14 protein-coding genes are annotated in these 18,551 nt (G+C 46.6%); 5 read left to right on the top strand and 9 right to left on the bottom strand.

Annotated elements, in window-relative coordinates; all coding sequences use genetic code 11:
• Positions 1-83: 83 nt before the first annotated feature.
• A complete protein-coding gene (locus AB4111_RS09650) occupies positions 84-1,715 on the bottom strand; it encodes a helix-turn-helix domain-containing protein (RefSeq protein WP_442031342.1) in 1,632 nt (543 codons plus the stop codon).
• A gap of 186 nt (positions 1,716-1,901) precedes the next feature.
• The gene (locus AB4111_RS09645) at positions 1,902-3,188 is read right to left on the bottom strand and encodes a DUF5050 domain-containing protein (protein WP_442031341.1); all 1,287 of its coding nucleotides are present in this window, start codon (positions 3,186-3,188) and stop codon (positions 1,902-1,904) included.
• 240 nt (positions 3,189-3,428) lie between these two features.
• On the opposite strand from AB4111_RS09645, the gene AB4111_RS09640 reads away from it, so the two are divergent.
• Positions 3,429-4,442 (top strand): Gfo/Idh/MocA family oxidoreductase, encoded by a 1,014-nt coding sequence (locus tag AB4111_RS09640; RefSeq protein ID WP_442031340.1) that lies wholly within the window; start codon positions 3,429-3,431, stop codon positions 4,440-4,442.
• 32 nt (positions 4,443-4,474) lie between these two features.
• Positions 4,475-5,461 (top strand): Gfo/Idh/MocA family protein, encoded by a 987-nt coding sequence (locus tag AB4111_RS09635; RefSeq protein ID WP_442031615.1) that lies wholly within the window; start codon positions 4,475-4,477, stop codon positions 5,459-5,461.
• Positions 5,462-5,464: 3 nt separating this feature from the next.
• Here AB4111_RS09635 and AB4111_RS09630 read toward each other — a convergent pair whose 3' ends face one another.
• From AB4111_RS09630 to AB4111_RS09620, 3 genes are all read right to left on the bottom strand, one after another.
• Positions 5,465-6,259: a MurR/RpiR family transcriptional regulator gene (locus AB4111_RS09630; protein ID WP_442031339.1), complete on the bottom strand. Its 795-nt coding sequence runs from the start codon at positions 6,257-6,259 to the stop codon at positions 5,465-5,467.
• 89 nt (positions 6,260-6,348) lie between these two features.
• Positions 6,349-7,182, bottom strand: a complete 834-nt coding sequence (locus AB4111_RS09625) for an ABC transporter permease subunit (RefSeq protein WP_442031338.1) — start codon at positions 7,180-7,182, stop codon at positions 6,349-6,351.
• Positions 7,175-8,080 (bottom strand): ABC transporter ATP-binding protein, encoded by a 906-nt coding sequence (locus tag AB4111_RS09620; protein WP_442031337.1) that lies wholly within the window; start codon positions 8,078-8,080, stop codon positions 7,175-7,177. The genes AB4111_RS09625 and AB4111_RS09620 overlap by 8 nt, the downstream gene beginning before the upstream one ends.
• Before the next feature lie 445 nt (positions 8,081-8,525).
• Here AB4111_RS09620 and AB4111_RS09615 point away from each other — a divergent pair, with 445 nt between their 5' ends.
• Both AB4111_RS09615 and AB4111_RS09610 read left to right on the top strand, forming a co-directional pair.
• Positions 8,526-10,364, top strand: coding sequence for an HSP90 family protein (locus AB4111_RS09615; protein WP_442031336.1), 1,839 nt, complete (start codon positions 8,526-8,528; stop codon positions 10,362-10,364).
• A complete protein-coding gene (locus AB4111_RS09610) occupies positions 10,364-11,419 on the top strand; it encodes a hypothetical protein (RefSeq protein WP_442031335.1) in 1,056 nt (351 codons plus the stop codon). Before AB4111_RS09615 ends, AB4111_RS09610 begins: the two co-directional genes overlap by 1 nt.
• Before the next feature lie 157 nt (positions 11,420-11,576).
• Here the strand turns inward: AB4111_RS09610 and AB4111_RS09605 are convergent, their stop codons facing one another.
• From AB4111_RS09605 to AB4111_RS09590, 4 genes are all read right to left on the bottom strand, one after another.
• On the bottom strand, positions 11,577-13,784 hold the full coding sequence (locus AB4111_RS09605) for a serine hydrolase (protein ID WP_442031334.1): 2,208 nt from the start codon (positions 13,782-13,784) through the stop codon (positions 11,577-11,579).
• Between the two features lie 50 nt (positions 13,785-13,834).
• Positions 13,835-14,605, bottom strand: coding sequence for a DUF3169 family protein (locus AB4111_RS09600; protein ID WP_442031333.1), 771 nt, complete (start codon positions 14,603-14,605; stop codon positions 13,835-13,837).
• 1 nt (position 14,606) lies between these two features.
• On the bottom strand, positions 14,607-14,816 hold the full coding sequence (locus AB4111_RS09595) for a helix-turn-helix transcriptional regulator (RefSeq protein WP_017690042.1): 210 nt from the start codon (positions 14,814-14,816) through the stop codon (positions 14,607-14,609).
• A 162-nt stretch (positions 14,817-14,978) separates the two neighbouring features.
• Positions 14,979-16,274 (bottom strand): MDR family MFS transporter, encoded by a 1,296-nt coding sequence (locus tag AB4111_RS09590; protein WP_442031332.1) that lies wholly within the window; start codon positions 16,272-16,274, stop codon positions 14,979-14,981.
• A gap of 164 nt (positions 16,275-16,438) precedes the next feature.
• Here AB4111_RS09590 and AB4111_RS09585 point away from each other — a divergent pair, with 164 nt between their 5' ends.
• Positions 16,439-18,325 (top strand): ABC transporter substrate-binding protein, encoded by a 1,887-nt coding sequence (locus AB4111_RS09585; protein WP_442031331.1) that lies wholly within the window; start codon positions 16,439-16,441, stop codon positions 18,323-18,325.
• The last annotated feature ends 226 nt before the right edge of the window (positions 18,326-18,551 follow it).

Here is an 18,551-nt window from a genome sequence, read left to right as displayed (position 1 = left end):
TTTGTTATATACTCTCTTTATATTAATGAAGGAACACGATGGAAAAGAAAAAATTCCACATCGTTTCAAGCTGATAGTTTCGTTTAATGTCCAATCAGACCTGCTTGAGGAAAGGCTACAGGCTGCTGTGAGATCTGTTGCAGTTCATTCAGTATCTGCATTTGGCCAGCCGGAGTCCAGCATAACCGTTGCCAATCTGAGATATCGTGAACGTTACCATGCAACACGGCAGGGGAACGATTCCAGGATGCCGTTTGCTTCATGCGCCGGAACACCTTTTCACTGGCAGGCTGAAGCGAAGCACGGTGGATCAACAGATAATCTGTGTCCAGCACGGGAATACTATCTGCTGCATAATCATTCCGGGAGATTTCGGGAGATACAAGCTGGGCAGGCAGGAGTCCCAACTCAGCATACAACAAGTGATTTAATGGATGCTCGCCAGTCCCCTGTAAGCGGATGAACTGATTCGTAATCTTCATCAGCGCCAACCGTTTTTGTCCGAAATAGGATGGTAGTTTCATGCTTGCTTCGAGCTTACGAAACTCAAGTTCCTTGAAGTTCAGCAACGCTTGCTTCTCACGTCCGACCAGTTCGGCTATGCGAAGATGGTTCTCTTTCCAGTCATCCGTGGACTCCAAGATGATGGTGGGTGCAATACTTTTCAGACGATCATAATAGGGCTTGTGGTAAAAGTCACCGATGATCAAGTCTGGCTTCGCCTGCCGAAGTTGATCGAATTGTCTGGTTAATCGGCGTTCTTGTTCATATTCATCCGATTCTCGGTCAAACAGACCTTGACCTTCCAGCACAGCTACCGGGCGCAGTCCAAGCGAGGCCAAGTTCTCATGGAATCCCATAATGGATGCCGTAGCTACGCGAAGTTGATCTCTTTTCATATATACGCTGGGAGCAATCCCCAAGGTTTGTTTGAATTTGCGGCTAAAATAATACTCATTGCCATACCCGACAGATACCGCGACGTTTTTGAGGACACAGGATTCCTCTGTCAGCTGTTTCTTGGCTTCGTCTATACGTAAACGATTCAGGTAATCGGTCGGTGACATGCCTTTGGCCTTCTTGAAACTGCGTGAATAAGAGCTTGGTGTGAGTCCAGCAATCTTGGCAAGCTGATCCATGCTGATTCCTTCACTCATGTAACGTCGCATATACATAATACTGCGTTCCAAGGCAGGGTCTACTTTCTCATGATTGGCTTCCAGCCGGTTCTCTGAGAGAAATTGCAGCAGTTCATGCAGCTGGCTATGTATGCTGATAAAGTGATCCGGTTGAAGACCTCGATAGGTTTCATACAGTTGTTCCAAACGTAATACAGCCTGCTGCTCATGACGAACCAGCAACCTGCCTGTCTGCCAATCTAGCGGGAAGGCGGGTGATGAGGTCATTTTCCATTCACCGCGCACTTGATGCAAACAAACCGTATTCATGCTTAGCAATATACATTCGGTCACATTCGAGCGTGCAGCGGCCTCAATGGTTGTTCCTGGCTTCAGTACAAACAAGTTGCCCGCTTGCGCCGTATAGACTGTATCATTCAGGACCAGAACACCGTCTCCTTGCAAAATAAGACAGAGCATGGGCCGTGACACCGTCTTGCCTTGCACACGGAAATTCTCCCCACGACGCACACGGCACATGGAGGAGAGGAGTGGTAGAGATGAGGTTTCAGCAATGAAGGGAAACTGTTCAGTCATACGGACCATCCTTTTGTCTTATTTTCTTAATGATAACAATTATCATTCTCATATGGAAGATGTTTTTGAAAAATAGTTTTCGACAACCAAAAAAGGACTACCAAGAGCCGTTATGGCTACCAGGTAATCCTTTTTGTTATGGACAAGTCCGTTGAATGGGCTATATGCCTGAATCAACAGGATATGTTAGTACGGTGTTACCAATAGAATATTGTCGAGGAAAACGTCACTCAGTACTTTTTTTCCTGTTCCACCCGTTTGCACGTGATACAAGCGATATTGATCTTTGGCATTGATATAGAACAGGCCCGCAACATCATCTCTGATATGGAATGCATCCCATTCGTCATTGGTAAGTTTGGTTACCTTGAGAGCAGTATTGACCGAATAGAGACCGTTGTTGCCCGAGATGTAAGCAGCCGTAGGTGTGCCGTTGGTCAGTTGATTCGCAACATACGTTACATTGTTCAGGTTCAGGTTGGTGGACTTGGTTACTTTGTTGCCGGAGATCGTTTTGGCATAAGCTTTTTTGTCTGCATCAATAAGGACAACCTTGTCTGTACCAAGGGCACTTACTTCCCGAACGCTTTTGTTATGAAGCTGAAGTGTTTTGGCTGAAGTTGTTAACGCAAACGCTTTGCCTTTGGCATAATTGTAATCCTTATTGCTGTCGAGATCGATACCCTTGTTATACACATAAAGATTGTTTCCCCAACCACCGGAATATACAGCGTTCACATCCAGTTTCGCTTTTGGATTAACCGCAGTGGCTTTGCCTGTGTTGTAATTCACCTTATACATGACAACGGCATTGGTGGAGTAGTACTGCTCGTATGGGTCTGTGTTAACCATCAGTTGCAGTTCGTTTTTGGCTTGATTCGTAAAATAACGACCTTCCACTGCGCCTGCGGCAATCCGCTGCACAGCTCCAGAACCATTGGACGTTTTGGACACGATCCACGTGTTTCCATTAACCAGTGCATTATAGTAAGCCCGCCCCTTGGCTACCACGAGAAACGGAAAATCGGTATCGGCCTTGTCAGCAATCTTGGTGACAGTTGAAGCATCACTGTTGCCATTAGCGCGATAAATCGTGCCTGTAGCATCCAGATAATAGATGAATCCGTTATCCGTATAATAGCTGAGCACATCTGTTGCAAATGTCTCTGCTTCATCGCTGGACCCGTCATTCGGAACCCGAAGTAACGTTGTGGAAGAAGCAGTCTGGGTGTAGTAGAGATAAGAACCTGCCGCGAGCAAGTCCACACCTTGGAAATCAATTAATACTTCTGTTGTATTGCTGCCATCCGCGGATACTTTGTACAAAACTCCATCGGACTCATAATACACAGTAGATTGGCTAAGTGAAGCTGCCTGCGCTGCGCCCCCGCCTCCGAATGTCACTGCTGCAATGAGTGTAAATAACAGCAATGTACAGATGGTGCGTTGTACGTATGTATACCCTGTTTTCATGCTTTCATCGTCCCCTTCGTTCGTGTATGTATGTCGTTATTTCCTTATGTTATATCGGTAAACTATGGAAGATATGTTAGGTCTAATACATGAAAAAAACAGAGAATGAAATTGAATTTCATACACATTCCAACCTGAAATCAAATTGCGCATGATGCTGCCAATCCCGTCCCAAAGCATTTTCTGCCTGACATGATCGTGATAACATTACACTCAACCAGAGCAGAGGAGTGAGCGATCATGGTGTTGAATATAGCGATCATCGGATTTGGGAACGCAGTGGTGAATTATCATCTGCCTTATCTGGACAAGAAAGAAAATATTAAAGTGAAAACGATATACCGCCGGGAGGAAGATCGGGTTGGCGATACAGAGCGTGAATCACGCTATCCCGAGATTACTTTTTCGACCGATATCGAGGACATATTACAGGACGATGAGATTGAATTGATTGTTGTTGCCACCCATGTGGATAGCCATGTAGAATACGCCAAGCTGGCATTAGAATACGGCAAACATGTGCTGGTCGAGAAACCTTTTGCCTCTACTTCTGCGGAAGCCAAAGATATCTTTGAACTGGCCAAACGTAAAAATCTCATCGCCATGGCGAATCAAAATCGCAGATATGATGGGGACTTCCTGACATTGAAAAAAGTGATCGAGAGCGGCAAACTGGGGAATATTGTTGAAATCCAGTCCCATTATGATTATTTCCATCCACAGTACGCCAGAAGCGGATTTGGATTGCTGCATGGCTTGGCCGTGCATACCATTGATCAATTAATCTCCATATATGGCAGAGCTGATCGAATTGGTTATGATGTTCGGAGTTTGATCGCGCCGGGTGAATCCGATGATTATATCGATATTGATTTTCGTTATGGACGAATGAAGGCTACGATTAAGTGTAGCCTGCTTGTGAAGATTGAGCATCCAAAATTCATTGTACACGGGGATCGAGGGAGCTTTGTTAAATACAGCAGCGGGCATCAAACGAAAAATGGAGATGGACGAACCAGGGTATCCATTCATGCTGAACCCGAAAATAACTGGGGTACGCTTAGTTATGTGGACCATGAGGGAACATCACATACGGAGAAAGTTCCTTCGGAAGCGACAGACTATGGCATCTTATATGATCAACTGTTTCAAGCCATTCGACATCACGGTGATAAACCGGTCAAGGATGAAGAGGTTTTATATGTATTGGATATTTTACATGACGGAATCGAAGCAGCGAAGATCGCTGACTGATACACAACCAACGACAGGAGCGAAACGATATGATGAATATAGCAACGATTGGTACAGGGTCCATTGTGGATGCCATTTTAGCTGCGATCAATGAATTGGATGATGTTACGTGTACAGCGATGTACTCCCGGAAGAGAGAGACAGCACAGGAGCTTGCGGGGAAGTATGAGGTCGATACCATCTATACGGACCTGGAATCCCTATTTTCAGATACAAATGTAGATCTCGTATATATTGCTTCACCAAACAGCATGCACTACGAACAGGCCTATCAGGCACTTCAACATGGCAAACATGTCGTCTGCGAAAAACCGTTCACGTCCACGCTTCACGAAGCAGAAACGCTGATTGCACTTGCAAAAGAAAAGAATCTGTTGCTGTTTGAAGCCATCTCTAACATTCATTTGCCCAATATCAAAGTTATACAGGAGCAACTACCAAAGCTTGGTCCGATCAAACTCATCCAATGTAACTACAGTCAATACTCACGCAAGTACAATGATCTGCTTGCAGGGCAGACACCGAATGTATTTAATCCACAATTTTCTGGTGGAGCGCTGATGGATATCAATATTTATAATCTTCATCTGGTCATGAATCTGTTCGGCAGTCCGAATGCCGTATCGTATACCGCAAACCAACATGCAAACGGCATTGATACATCCGGAGTAGTGGTTCTCCAATATCCAGAGTTTATCGCTGAATGTGTGGGTGCCAAAGATACAAACAGCATGAACTTTGTCCTCATTCAGGGAGAAAAAGGGTATCTTCACGTTGTCGGGGGAGCAAACGGTTGCCGGGAGATCAAGCTTCAGATCGGGAATGAGCCTGCTGAGGAGTATAATGCCCAGACCAAGTCCAATTGGCTGTACTATGAGTGGGAAGCGTTCAGGGACATCCATGCAGGTGGGGATTACAACCGGTGTTACGAACTGCTGGAACACAGCCAGTCTGTGATGAGTGTACTCATGGGTGCGCGTAAGGATGCCGGAATTGTATTCGCAGCAGATATACAGTAATCGTTAATACGTGTCACTAATGCTGCTCATGTACAACATGTCGAAAATATAAAGTACAGAAACCATTGAAGACATTTTGGACAGCCTTAATTGTTCATTGTATCCATATGCCAGTAGAGTCTCATCACAATGTTTGGACAGGGTTGAATGGTTTTTGCCTGTGACCGCAATGACTTTCATCTGTTTGTTGCTCAGCACTTTGGCGGCTTCAATCATGGATTGGTTCTCACCTGTGTGCGAGATAACAAAAGACAGTGTATTGCTATTGGGGTTCATCGTATTCATGTAATGCATGTTGGGACTATTATGAGCAATCGCAGATATACCGAGTTCATTCCACTTGGCACAAGCCTGTTGCGCCAGATAATAGTTCATATCACTGCCATAGATATCGATGCGTCCAGATTCTTTGACCCAGTTAGAGATTCGTAGCAAAACAGGAGCGTTTAACATCCGGCGTGTATCTTCTAGCGCTTGCTGGTACAGGTAAGGAACCGAGTCAATGGCACCAAGCACGTTGCCTTGTTGTGCAATTGGACAATCCTGCGTCTGCAACGCGGAAGGCATCTGTTGATATTCAAGAGCAAGCTTTAACTGAAAGTCTGGGTACCCCTTGGTACCCAGCTTTTTGCATAGACGAACAATGGTAGATGAGCTTGTATAGGTTTGCTGAGCCAGTTCATGGGCTGTAGAACCAAATACAACTTCGGGATTGTTCAGGATGTAGTCCACAATATGCTTCTCTTGTGCCGTTAATTGTGGAGCATATTTTAATTTTTGAAGCAGTTTGGATTCCATGCGGTTGTTCCATCCCTCTCTATTATCTTCCGAAAGTACATGTCTCCACATCATAACCTGCGTTTATCTATTTCTCAATCTGCTCAATCTCAGATCTGACTTTCCGCCAGCTGCTGACGACTATTCCATAGGGTGACGAAACGAAGAAGAACCATACTAATGAGCAGGAGCAATGCTCCAATCATTAGTAACATCCAAGGACCGATCAGCAGCATTCCACTGGCTTGACCAGCGACTAAGGCCATCAGAGGAAGGACAATCAATCCGCCGAGCTGATAGGCTTCCTGGAAACCGCGAACCTTGGCCGAGATCAATACGTTTAATAGAATGACCATAAGACTGCAAGCTGGAACAACCCACACCACAAGTATGATCCAGTTCAGATTGGGAAACATCAACGTTCCAAACATGGGGTACATCAGAATATTGGCAATGATTCCATAGATCAGGAAAGTAACCCAGGATAATAGAAGGGAAGGGATTAGGGCAGCCAATACTTTGCCTTTAAAAAGAGTGTCCATGCTGATCGGTGTGAACAATAAACCTTCCAGCGTCTTGCGTTCCTTCTCACCAGCGAAACTATTGGCCGTCAGAATACTGGAGGCCATCACCGGAATGATGAGAAACAAAGGAGCGAACATATACATGGCCAAGTAATAGACAATACGATGATTATCTGTAGGCATGGAAGCAAGCTGAGGAATCTGTCCGCCATGGGTTAACGCATCCAATGATTCGAGCAAAAAGCTGATGTTGCCCAGAGAACGAAGTTCCATTCTGGAGGCCGCCCACAGGAGGGCAGAAGGCATGATGATTCCGATAATCAGTGGAACGATCAACATAGGCAACCAGAGCTGAACGCTGGCTGTGACGGACCGGATATCTTTACGTACCAGTGCACGTATGGCTTGACGATTATTCATGGTGGTGTGCCTCCCTTATGGCAAAATAGATACTTTCCAGATCACTGCCCGTGATGCGGGCCTGATAGACTTGACCGTGCTCCGTTAATTGCCTTAGCAGTAATGGAATATCTTCACGAGATGTAAGCTGAAACATCGCTTGATGTGCGGAGATTATTTCAGGTGTATAGTCAGTTGCTGTGTGCCATCCATCGGGCATGTCGGCTTCGACTTCGAGTTTCGGAGTGGACAGGTACCGGCTAACAATCTCCTGTTCCGTGCCTTCCTCAACGATGCGCCCCTTTTCCAGGAAAATATAACGATCACAGACGGCTGACAGCTGGGACAGCACGTGGGATGAGACCAGAATCGTCATCTTTTCTTCCTGATTTAGTTGACGGATGATACGCAGTACCATCTGAATTCCATCCGGATCCAGGCCATTGGTAGGTTCATCCAGGAACAGGGTGGAAGGACGGTGCAGGAGTACTCGTGCAAGGCCCAATCGTTTCTTCATGCCTGTGCTATAGGTGCCGACTTTTCGATGCTGATAATCCTGCAACTCGAACAGAGTTACAAGCTCGTCAATACGTTTCTGGGCATGCTTCAGGCCAAAAACATCTGCGAAGAAAGTCAGATTGTCACGGCCACTCATATTTTCATATAGTCCACTTTGTTCGGTAAGGGTGCCACATATGGCCAGTACTTTCTCCGCCTCACGAGCGGTGTCCAATCCGTTAATGGTTACCTGTCCACTGGAAGCACCCAAGACACCATTCATGATGCGGATCAGTGTGGTTTTGCCCGAACCGTTTGGCCCAATTAACCCGGTGACACTGCCTTGTTTAACGGTGAAACTGACATCTTGAAGTGCTTGATGCACCTTGAATTGCTTGGATATGTTAGTTGCTTCGATCATCTATATTCACCGTCCGATCTGAGTTTGGAGATTATACGTGCGGTAGGCTGATATCGTTCAAATGGACGACAAAAAAGATATATCTCTCCTTCAATAGTCCCGAATGCAGGATGCATATTTACCCTGAAGTCTGTCTGAAATCGGGTCTCAGGTTTGTTTTCACTATAGCTTGTAACATGTATCCTTATTTTAGGGTAGAACATCCGTTTCATTGCTATTCATAATGTGGTAATGAAAGTTAAGACCTTACGTCTCATGAATGTCTGTAATATTCATCTAACGCCGGTCTTGGTAATCCAGGACCGGCTTGGCGTGATGTTTTGGACGTACCTGCAACGGGAACGTCTGTTTTTAACGATTACATAATGAATTCGTCTAACACATCCATACGAATACATCGTATGGGTACATATTGTGTCTGGACGTAGAGGAAGGTGAGTGAGTCATGACAGCATCCAATGAATATCGTTTTCAGGTGAACCTGAGCGGGATGATCCAGATTTTATCCAACCATCTATATAGCAGTCCTAAGGTGTTCTTGCGCGAACTGATGCAGAATGCGACGGATGCGATTACCGCACGAACGGAGGCAGAGCCAGGGTATCAGGGCAAAGTTCGAGTGGAATTGACAGGAACAGGTGAGCAACTGACCATGATGGTGGAGGACAACGGGATCGGATTGACTGAAGCTGATATCCACGAATTCCTGGCCATGATTGGACAATCCTCGAAGCGGGGGCAGCAAGCCCTGCTGGATGGAGAGACTTCGTTTATCGGACGTTTCGGGATTGGATTGTTATCCTGTTTCATGGTGAGTCACGAGATTGTCATGCTGACGCAATCCGCGAAGGGTGGCCCTTCGATGGAGTGGCGGGGCAAGCCGGATGGCACTTATACGATTCGACAGTTGGACACACAGCTGTCCCCAGGAACCAAAGTATATCTGCGCTGCACACCGGACGCGGCGCATTACTTTGAACCAGAGTATGTGAAAGAAGCTCTGTTCTATTACGGAGCGTTATTGCCGTATCCGGTCACGCTGTATCATGACGGCGCGCAAGATGTGGTGAACAGCGAGACACCGATCTGGCTGACGGACCCTGCACTCGCACGTTCACGCAGAGCGGAGGTATTGGCATTTGGTGAACGTCTGCTTGGCGAGCAGTTCCAGGACTTCATTCCGTTGACGACGGCTTCAGGCCGTACCGGAGGCATTGCTTTTGTACTGCCACATGCAGTGAATCTGAATGCCAAGCGTTCTCACCGGGTTTACTTGAAGCGAATGCTGATTTCGGAGAAGGCTGAGAACATCTTGCCAGAGTGGGCGTTCTTTGTGAAATGCCTGATATGGACAGATGAGCTTCAACCAACGGCTTCCAGAGAACATTTTTATGAAAATGAAAAGCTGGAGGAAGTTCGCTCCGAACTCGGAGACGCACTTCGCAAGGGACTTGTCGACATGGCTGAGGGCCAGACGGAACGGCTGCAGAAGCTGATTCGTCTGCATGCTCTGTCCATGAAGGCGCTGGCTGTGCAGGATCAAGCATTCTACGCGATGATTCATCGCTGGCTGCCTTTTGAGAGTACGAGAGGACACCGTGAACTGGGTGAGCTTATCGATGAAGGAGAGACGTTGTACTACACAGGATCCATTGATGAATATCGTCAGATCCACCATGTCGCTTCCGCACAGTCGATGCTCGTTGTAAACGCTGGTTACATCTACGACAAGGAGCTTATGGCTAAGCTGCCTATGGTTCTGCATAACGTGCAGTCCGAGCAGCTGGAACCGGACGAAGTCTCCATGACGTTCACCGATGTACCACCTGCTGAGCGCAACCAGTATTACGATGCGCTGCGGTTGGCAGATTCGGCTCTGCAGCGTTTCCGTTGCCGAACCGAGGTCAAAGGTTTCAAGCCAGAAGAACTGCCGGTGTTATTCACCTTATCTCAAGAGTCATCTACACTGCGTGCGCTGGAAAAGGCGAGCGAACAGAGCACTGACCTGTTCTCGTCTGTTCTAGATTCATTGTCATCTAACATGAGTAGTTCAGCAGGGTACTCAACCTTATATTTGAACGTGAGTAATCCGATCATTCAGCGGGTACTGACATCACCGGATAACCAGATGACGCCAATTGCCATCGAGATGTTATACGTCAATGCATTGATGATGGGGCATTATGCCATGAGCAAGCAGGAGCTTGAAGTGTTAAATCAGGGCATTGTTCGTTTCATTGATTGGGGTTTGCGGGCAAATACAGATCGTAAGGGGGATGCGTGATGAAGACAGAGATGGATTTTGAAGATTTGATGGAAGAGGCCTATCAACTGCCTAATGGTCCTGCAAAGCTCGGTTTTTTGGAGGAAGCAGCGCGGGTAGCCGATGTTAATGGTATGGTTGAGGAGGCGTACGAAGCACGCTCCGAGATTGTGGATGTAGCCACCTTCTGTGGATATCCGATGAAAGCTTTGATCGCTTTTTCCTGGCAACTTGGCAAGTTCGATCAGCAACCAGAGCTGTATGACGAAGAGACGTTATTGTGGTCTTATAAATGGATTCTCGGTAAAATGCCCGATTTCCCTGAAATCTCACGCGAGAAGATTATGGAGCTGTTGGAGGACTTCGGAGCACGGTTCAAGTCTTATGGTTACAGTGAGCGTTCTTACTGGTACTATCGTTTCCGCATCTTTATGGATTTCGGAGAGCTGGAGGAATCAGGACGCAGTTATGACAAGTTCAGAACATTAGACCGCGACTTCATGAGTGACTGTGAGGCGTGTGAGCAGGATGAGATTATGCGTTATTTTATGTTAAAAGGAGACGACGAGAAGGTGCTGGAAGTGGCCAAGCCTATTCTCAAAGGACGCATGAGCTGTGCGGAGATTCCGCATCTAACGTTGTCGGAAATTCTGATGCCGCTATATCGTCTGGGGCGGACGGAGGAAGCCGATAAATATCAGGTCAAGGGATACCGCTTGATCAAGGGTGAGAACGATTTTGTGCAGAGTTTTTCCGAGCAGATGGAGTATCTCACGCATACGAACCCTGCCAAAGGCATTGATGTCCTCGAAGAAACACTGGTGCTCGCAACCGATCATGAAGATGCGTATGCCAAAATGTTGTATTATGCGAAGGCAGCCCCGTTATTGCGGCGTTGGGCTGAAGAAAAAGAGTCGGAAGGCTATCGCATGCGCCTGCCAGCATCCTTCCCGTATGAAGGTGATCCGGGAGATCTGCTCAAGCTGGCGGATTACTTTGCGGAGCATGCTCAGACCGTTGCAGCCAAGTTTGATCAGCGTAATGGAAACACACATGTATCCTCGTTGATCCAATAAAGACGGCTATAACTCCGTAACATGTAACAGATAGCTATAATAACGTAAGAAAAGTAACGAAACAGGCTTGTTCAAGAAGGTTTGTATCCTTCTGAACAAGCCTGTTTTTCTCATTTATAAGCATGATAAATCTTATCAATATGAAGATATTTTATTTTTATTGTCCCGATACTTCAGAAGGGGCCGCCGCTGGTGATGGAACTGGTGCAGTTTCTGATGTCTCCTTTGCAGGCTCGGCTCCTTCAGCAGGTTCGGTTTGTGGCTGCTGAGCAGCCATTAGTTCAGCGACGATTCGATCTGTCGGCTGTGTAAGCAGCGCATACATGATTGCCGCCTCTTCCTGACGAATCAGAGGTTTGCGGGAAAGGAAATCAACGGATCCATCTTCCAATACCTTCACCTCAGGTCCATAAATACCGAGCGTATACATCATCTGAATGGCTGGTACAGCCCATTCATCTGTGTGCCCCGCCAGTTTCACATCCTTGAACAGTTCACTAGGATATTGCAGTTGCATAATTCTCCACATCATGACCATGGCTTCCTGTCGGATAATGACTTGATCCGGCTTAAACTGCTGTTCGTCCGTGCCCGTAATCATACCCAATTCATATCCAAGTTGAATATATCCCGCTGCCGAATGGTCTGCCCAGTCGGTGCCTGCAGGAGGTGTTGTTTTGCTAGGTTTCAAACCACTCAGTTTAAGGCTGTTCTCAATAAATTCAGCTCGTGTCACCGCCGTTTTCGGTTGGAAAGACTTGTTGGCATCATTCTCATAATATCCAAGAGATTGTATTGCATAGATGGCTTCAGCATAAGGACTGTTCTCACGAACATCCCGGAAGCCCGCAGGCTTTTGTCCTTTTTTCTCATAACCCATTGGGTTGAGGTAAGGTTCTTTCAGGTATGTGGTGCCATCTGCATTTTCTTTGAATGCTGTGAATTGACCGGTCAATTCGTCTTTGAAAAGATTATCTTCCACTTGAATCAGATTGCGTTGGCCCAGAAACACATCGTTAATGCTCAGTTGACCTGGCTTATCGCCGCCACCTTTCAGGGAACTTACAATCGTGCTAAGTCGAAGATCTGCGTACAATCCGGTAAAGCGTTGCAGCTCAGCTGCGGATTGTGGCGTGTAATCCTTGAACTGCACTGGCTCTGCATATTGCGGGAAGAAATTCTGGATGAATGCCGGGTAGAACAGATTACGAAGTGCTCCATTTTGATTATAGGTCAGGAAGACGCCTGTGTTTTGCTCAGGAATAAAAAATAGATAAGAGCTGAATCCTGTCAGGTCGCCTGCTTTGGTAATCACGCTGGAACTGCTTCCTGCCCCAGGAAGCTGAAACGGTGCTTCGAACCCGTAAGTGGTATCCGGCAGCAATGGATGAATGGAGGAACGATACTGCTCCATGCTTTTCACTGTAGATTCCTTGAGAATACGCTCGTTGCCCTTCACGCCATCATTCAGGAACGCAATCATGAATTTTCCGATATCCTCTGTGGTAGACAACATGCCACCTTGAGGCATTGGTGTTGGAGAGAGGGTGTACAGATCAAGCGGTTTGTGTGCCGCATCATAGCCTATAGCAAGCTGCTTTTGGAACTTTTCGTCCAGGATGAAGCTGCTGTTGTCCATGCCGAGTGGTTTGAAGATATGTTGTTGCATATAGGATTCAAAGGGCTCGCCGCTTACGTTTTCAACAATCATGCCGAGCAGCAAAAACGAGAAGTTATCGTACATGTAGGCGCTACCAGGTTCTCGAACGACAGGAGGCATATGTTGCTGCGCGTATTCCTCCATCGCTATGTACTTATCAAAATCAGTATGGATGTCTTCCTGCTGGGGATCACGGATCTCGAATCCGGTCGTGTGTGTGAGCAGGTTCTCCACAGTTACAGGTTTGTCAAAGGGATTATCGAATTCGAGCCCTTTCACATAGGTCTGAAAATCAGCTTGCAGGTCAACCTTGCCTTGCTCCACCAGCTGCATCACGGCTGCCGCCGTGAATGTCTTGGAGACAGAGGCTACACGGAAGGCCGTATTTTTCGGATCGATAGGCGTTTTGTTCTCCTGATCAGCATAGCCGTATCCTTTTTCCGCCAGAACTTTACCATCCTTCACGACAACAACGGAAGCTCCAACATAATGAGGTTTTGCCTCAGCGGAATTGAAGAATGAATCGAGAAATGTTGTAGCCGTTTCGGTTGTCAGCGCTTTCGTCTTACCTTGTTCGGCAGCTACTGGAGTCACAGTCTCCGCCTGAACTGCGGGTACCCACAGACTGAGAGACAGAACTACAGCCATGAAAGCTCCGGTTAGGGAGGTGAACCTGACGCGTGTATTTCGTTTGGATAAATGCATGCAAACACTCCTTTATGAAAATATTTACAAAATAGTTACTTACCCATGTATTACTGATTACTCGCACGATAGGTTTCACGATAATAGATTCCGATGTTGGCGATCCAGATCACAGAGAGCATTACGATTGGAAATGGAGCAAAGCTAAAGAGGGCTGAATATAACACCATGGAGACCATGCCGATCCCAAGCAAAATGTTCATCATCAGGAAAGAACGATAGGCTGCACGGTATACGATCCATTTCTCACCTTCATCCAGTTTCTCGAAGTGATCCTTCTTCATGTTGCGTGAATTCAGATCCAGTGCGCGATCAGGGAAATAGAGATTGTATCGCTTCACAGTCAGTGTTTGCAGTATTACAACGATAATAATAGAGATACACGCAGCAAAGAGATTCATGAGGTTAAACAGTTCGGGAAAATTCGGCATGTTTCTGTTGGAAGCGTTTAAGGACAGAGCAAGTGCGATCCAGGTAAACGCAACAATAACGCTCAATCCGCTGAGGATCATCGCTTTTCCGAGGGAACGCTCAGCAGGAGAGATGAGTGAGTCAGAATCTCCATACACCTCATCTTCCGTTGGAGGCACAGATGGTGTACGAACAAGACTGAGCGTGTTCCACAACATCATAACCACCACTGAAGCAGCCAGTAATGCAAATAAAAGATCATAGTCATAGTAAATGGACAGCGTCCAGTTCAAATTAGATGGAATTTTGTTGATTCCGCTGGCTCCGAGAAAACCGACCACAGCACCACCTGCCGCATACAACGGAAGACGCATCTTGTTCTTTTTGGACGGGGAAGTTGTTCTGTTCATCTTAATCTCCACCTTTTAATTCAAAAATTTTTTCGACAGGTTCACGAAAGACATGGGCTATTTTTAATGCCAAGACGACCGATGGAGAGTAATCTCCACGTTCAATCAGGGCGATGGTTTGGCGGGATGCGCCGATGAGTTTGGCTAGTTCCGCTTGGGACAGTCGGTCTCTGGCTCGTAACTCCCGAACGTGATTGTGCAATTCTTCCACTTGCTCACCTCCATGAAGTCAATGTACATGATATTTAACTAAATGTAAACTATAATATACAAAATGTTAATGATAATTTACTTGGATGCGTCGAGTTTGGACATGAAAAAGAGAGCCTGCCCGGCTCCCTTGGATGATTATTTTGTTGCCGAAAAAGTGAAATCAAGATGCATCTGCACACGCCAGATGTTGATGCTGTTCCTCTGCCTTCCGAAATAACATTCGGAAAAAGATGAGCGCCCAAAACCCCATGAGTACATACAGAACAGCCATTACGTATGAGGGCAGGAAGGCTCCAATGGTTAACCCGATACTTCCGAGTAGTGCAGCCACGTTATAGCTCAACCCGTCAACAGCCATATAGGCGGCACGGTCCGAATCTGGAATTATACCGGCTAGCATGACCTGACGAACAGGGGCGTACATCAATTCTCCAATGGTCAGCAATATAGCGGATGATATAAGTAACCAGGCCCAGTTGCTGAAAGCAAGAACGGCGAAGCCAGCGGTATACAGGCACATACCGGCAGTCATAATAGATCGGAACTGGAAGCGGCCCATCCATCTGGAGAATGGGATTGCAACCAATGCAACCAGTACGGTGTTGATGATCATGATCAGGCTGAACATACGCAGACCTGAGATATCTGAGCCGAACAGTTGGGCGGTGAATTCACTTTTTAGACGAACCGCAATATATTTATCCAACTGAAATTCCAAGGAGACAGCAAGGACCGTAGCCGTGAAAAATACCATGAAACGTTTGTCCTGAAAGACCGCCCAGTACGTTTTCAGTATGTTCCTCTGGATGGGAGCATCAGCCTGCATTGGAGTGGTGGATGGACCGGGATCATTGGATTGATCGGCACGACCCATTACATGTTTATCCATTGTTTCACGAATTATAAAGATCAAAATAAACAGGGTAGCTATGCTTTCCAGGCATACCAGACTGAACAATAGGAAACGAAATGATTCGAAAAATAGCCCGCCCATCAGTGCGCCAAAGGTTACAGCAACGTTCGTTGTCCAATATTGCAACCCATATACATAATGACGTTCATGTTCACTGCTCACGTCGACAATCATGGCATTAGCAATCGGCACGGTGATCCCTGAACTTAGACTGCTGAACAGAAACATGAGACAAGTGACGATGATCGAATCCATCCACGGCGAGTTGGCGATGGCCAAACAAAGTAGAGCCACGACCTGCAAAGTTTGTGCAATGACCATTAATTTCTTCCGTCCAATTCGATCCGACCAATATCCTGCCCACAATCCCACAATCATGGAAGCTACAATATTGACTGTCAGCAATAACCCTGCCACACCTGCGCCAATTTGAATACTCAGATAGATCGCCATGAATGGAATGATGGACTTTTGGGTCAGATCGGTGAAAAAATCTGTAATGATACGTATCCTGATGTTAGGGTGCAGATCGGCGTATTTCATAAATTGTTCTTCTTCCTTCCCACTGGTCATGTTGATGTTACTGAGTATAATGGAGGAAAACCTGAAGAAAAACTGTAGAAGCATCCGGGTGGATTTCGTATTTTAGCAGAACGAGGAAGGCAACTAAAAGATAGAGATTAGAATGAGAAGAAGGAAGGGCATATATGGACGTATCAGAACATTACATTCAACTGCGGTTGAACTTTCCACATGTGCATGATGAACAAGAAGTACATACAACGGTAGGTGAACTCGCTGATCTTTTATGTTGTACCATGCGCAATATGAACCTCATTATGAACAAATTCAAGGAGAACAGATGGGTCAGGTGGAACCCGCAGCGTGGCAGAGGCAAAAAATCAATGCTGGTATTTTGTGTCCCGTTGCTTGAAGTGGCGCTTGGACGGTTCGACGATCTACTGAATGGCAACAGGATGGAGGATGCCTATGAACTGGCCGCCACCTTGCCAATTACGATGCGAGAACATCTGATGCAGCAAATGCAGACTCAATTCGGCATGCGTTCGAATGAAGGGGACAGAGGCCGAGTGGATACATTGCGGATTCCGCAGAATACACCCTTTAAGACTCTCGACCCGACGCAGACGGGGATGTGGGGAGAAGTATTCATTATTGCAGAGGTCTTTGATCGTTTGGTTCGTTATAATGCTGAACGCCAAGTGTGCGAACCGAGTCTGGCTATGGCATGGGAGAGTCATGCGGATGGAAGGGAATGGACCTTTTATCTGCATAAAGGCATACCTTTTCATCATGGAAGGATACTGGATGCAGAGGACGTCAAGTTTACCTTTGATCGCATTATCTCTGACAAGAGTAACCCGTGCAGGCCGCTGTTTGGTTCCATTGAGAGCATAGAGGCGTATGACCTGTTGACGGTACGTTTTGTGTTGAATAAGCCGAACTTCATGTTCCCGGATCTGATGAGCAGTATGTGTGCATCTATCCTGCCTAGAGATGTGGAGATGAACCCGCTTCATCCGATCGGAACAGGACCTTATCGATTGACTCGTCATGATTCGAAGCTGCTCGTGCTTGAGGTGTTCCTTGCTTATTTCAGAGGGCGTGCTTATGTAGATCGCGTTGAAGTGTGGCAGCTCCCCCACTCGGCAAAGGCGGAATCCATCATCAAGCATGATTTATTTCCGGATGCACAACCACGTTCAGTGCAGCATGAGATGCAGGGCGGTGTGTATATGACGTTTAATATGCAAAAGGAAGGGCCACAGCATGATGTGAATTTTCGCCGGGCTGTTCAACAGTTATTGAATGCGTATGAGCTGTCGGAAGCGCTCGGGAGCACAAACACACAGGCTGCTTATAGTTTGATTCGAGGACGAGTACAGGAGCAGCATCTAACGATGAGTACGGATCAAGGGGAGCTATGGAGAAAGCATTCGGAACAACCGGATGGTTCTGTCACACCTGTACCCGCACTTTCCATGGAGTCCTCGCTGGCGCGAGCATCAGCATTATTGCGTCGTAGCTCTTACCAAGGGCAGAGTTTAAGTCTGTGGGTGGAAGAAGGAGAGAAGATGGAGGCAGACATGGTCTGGTTTGCAGAGAGATGTAAACAGATTGGCCTGCATATCAACATTGTGCCAGGAGATCCGGTCCATGCAGTCTATCAAGATGGGTTCGGGGACTGTGATCTGATCTATACAGGAGAAGTCTTCAATGATCATGTCATGCTGAGTCTCGTGACGATGTATACCTTTCGGAACACATTATTCCTGATCGCCATGAATGATTACTGGAGACATGAACTGGAACAGGAATGCGGACGAGTGGTTATGATTCAGAAACCTGCGGAACGGTTGGGAAGATTGATTCAGCTGGAAGATCGACTGATACAGGAGGCGTTGTTTCTGCCCGCGTACAGCTTCAGGGAAGAACATGCCCATCATGATTCTCTGCGAGATTATCGTGTTGCGGGGTATGGTCTGCCTGATCTGCGCAGACTGTGGGTGAAGAGAAGGCCTGGTGCCGAGCAAGAGGATGCGAGTTATCCGGTGTATATTCCGTTGTGGTAGGTATGGATGGTTACCTACCACAACGGAAAATATCAGGAATTCTCTATATAACTTGAATTAAAAATTTATACAAAACGGAGAGGACAGAAATAACCTAAGGAAGCAGAGCGTTCGCCTGAAAGCTTTCTAAGAGAAAGCTACATCGGAAGCATACGCTTATCCCCGGATTTCGCCTTAATGAAAAGGAATCAAAAAAATCTGGGGATAACAGCGATCAGAAGGTTGT

Source organism: Paenibacillus sp. 2KB_22 (assembly GCF_052115745.1).
In the GTDB taxonomy this organism is placed as follows: Bacteria; Bacillota; Bacilli; order Paenibacillales; family Paenibacillaceae; genus Paenibacillus.
This window is presented reverse-complemented; position numbering and strand designations above follow the sequence as displayed.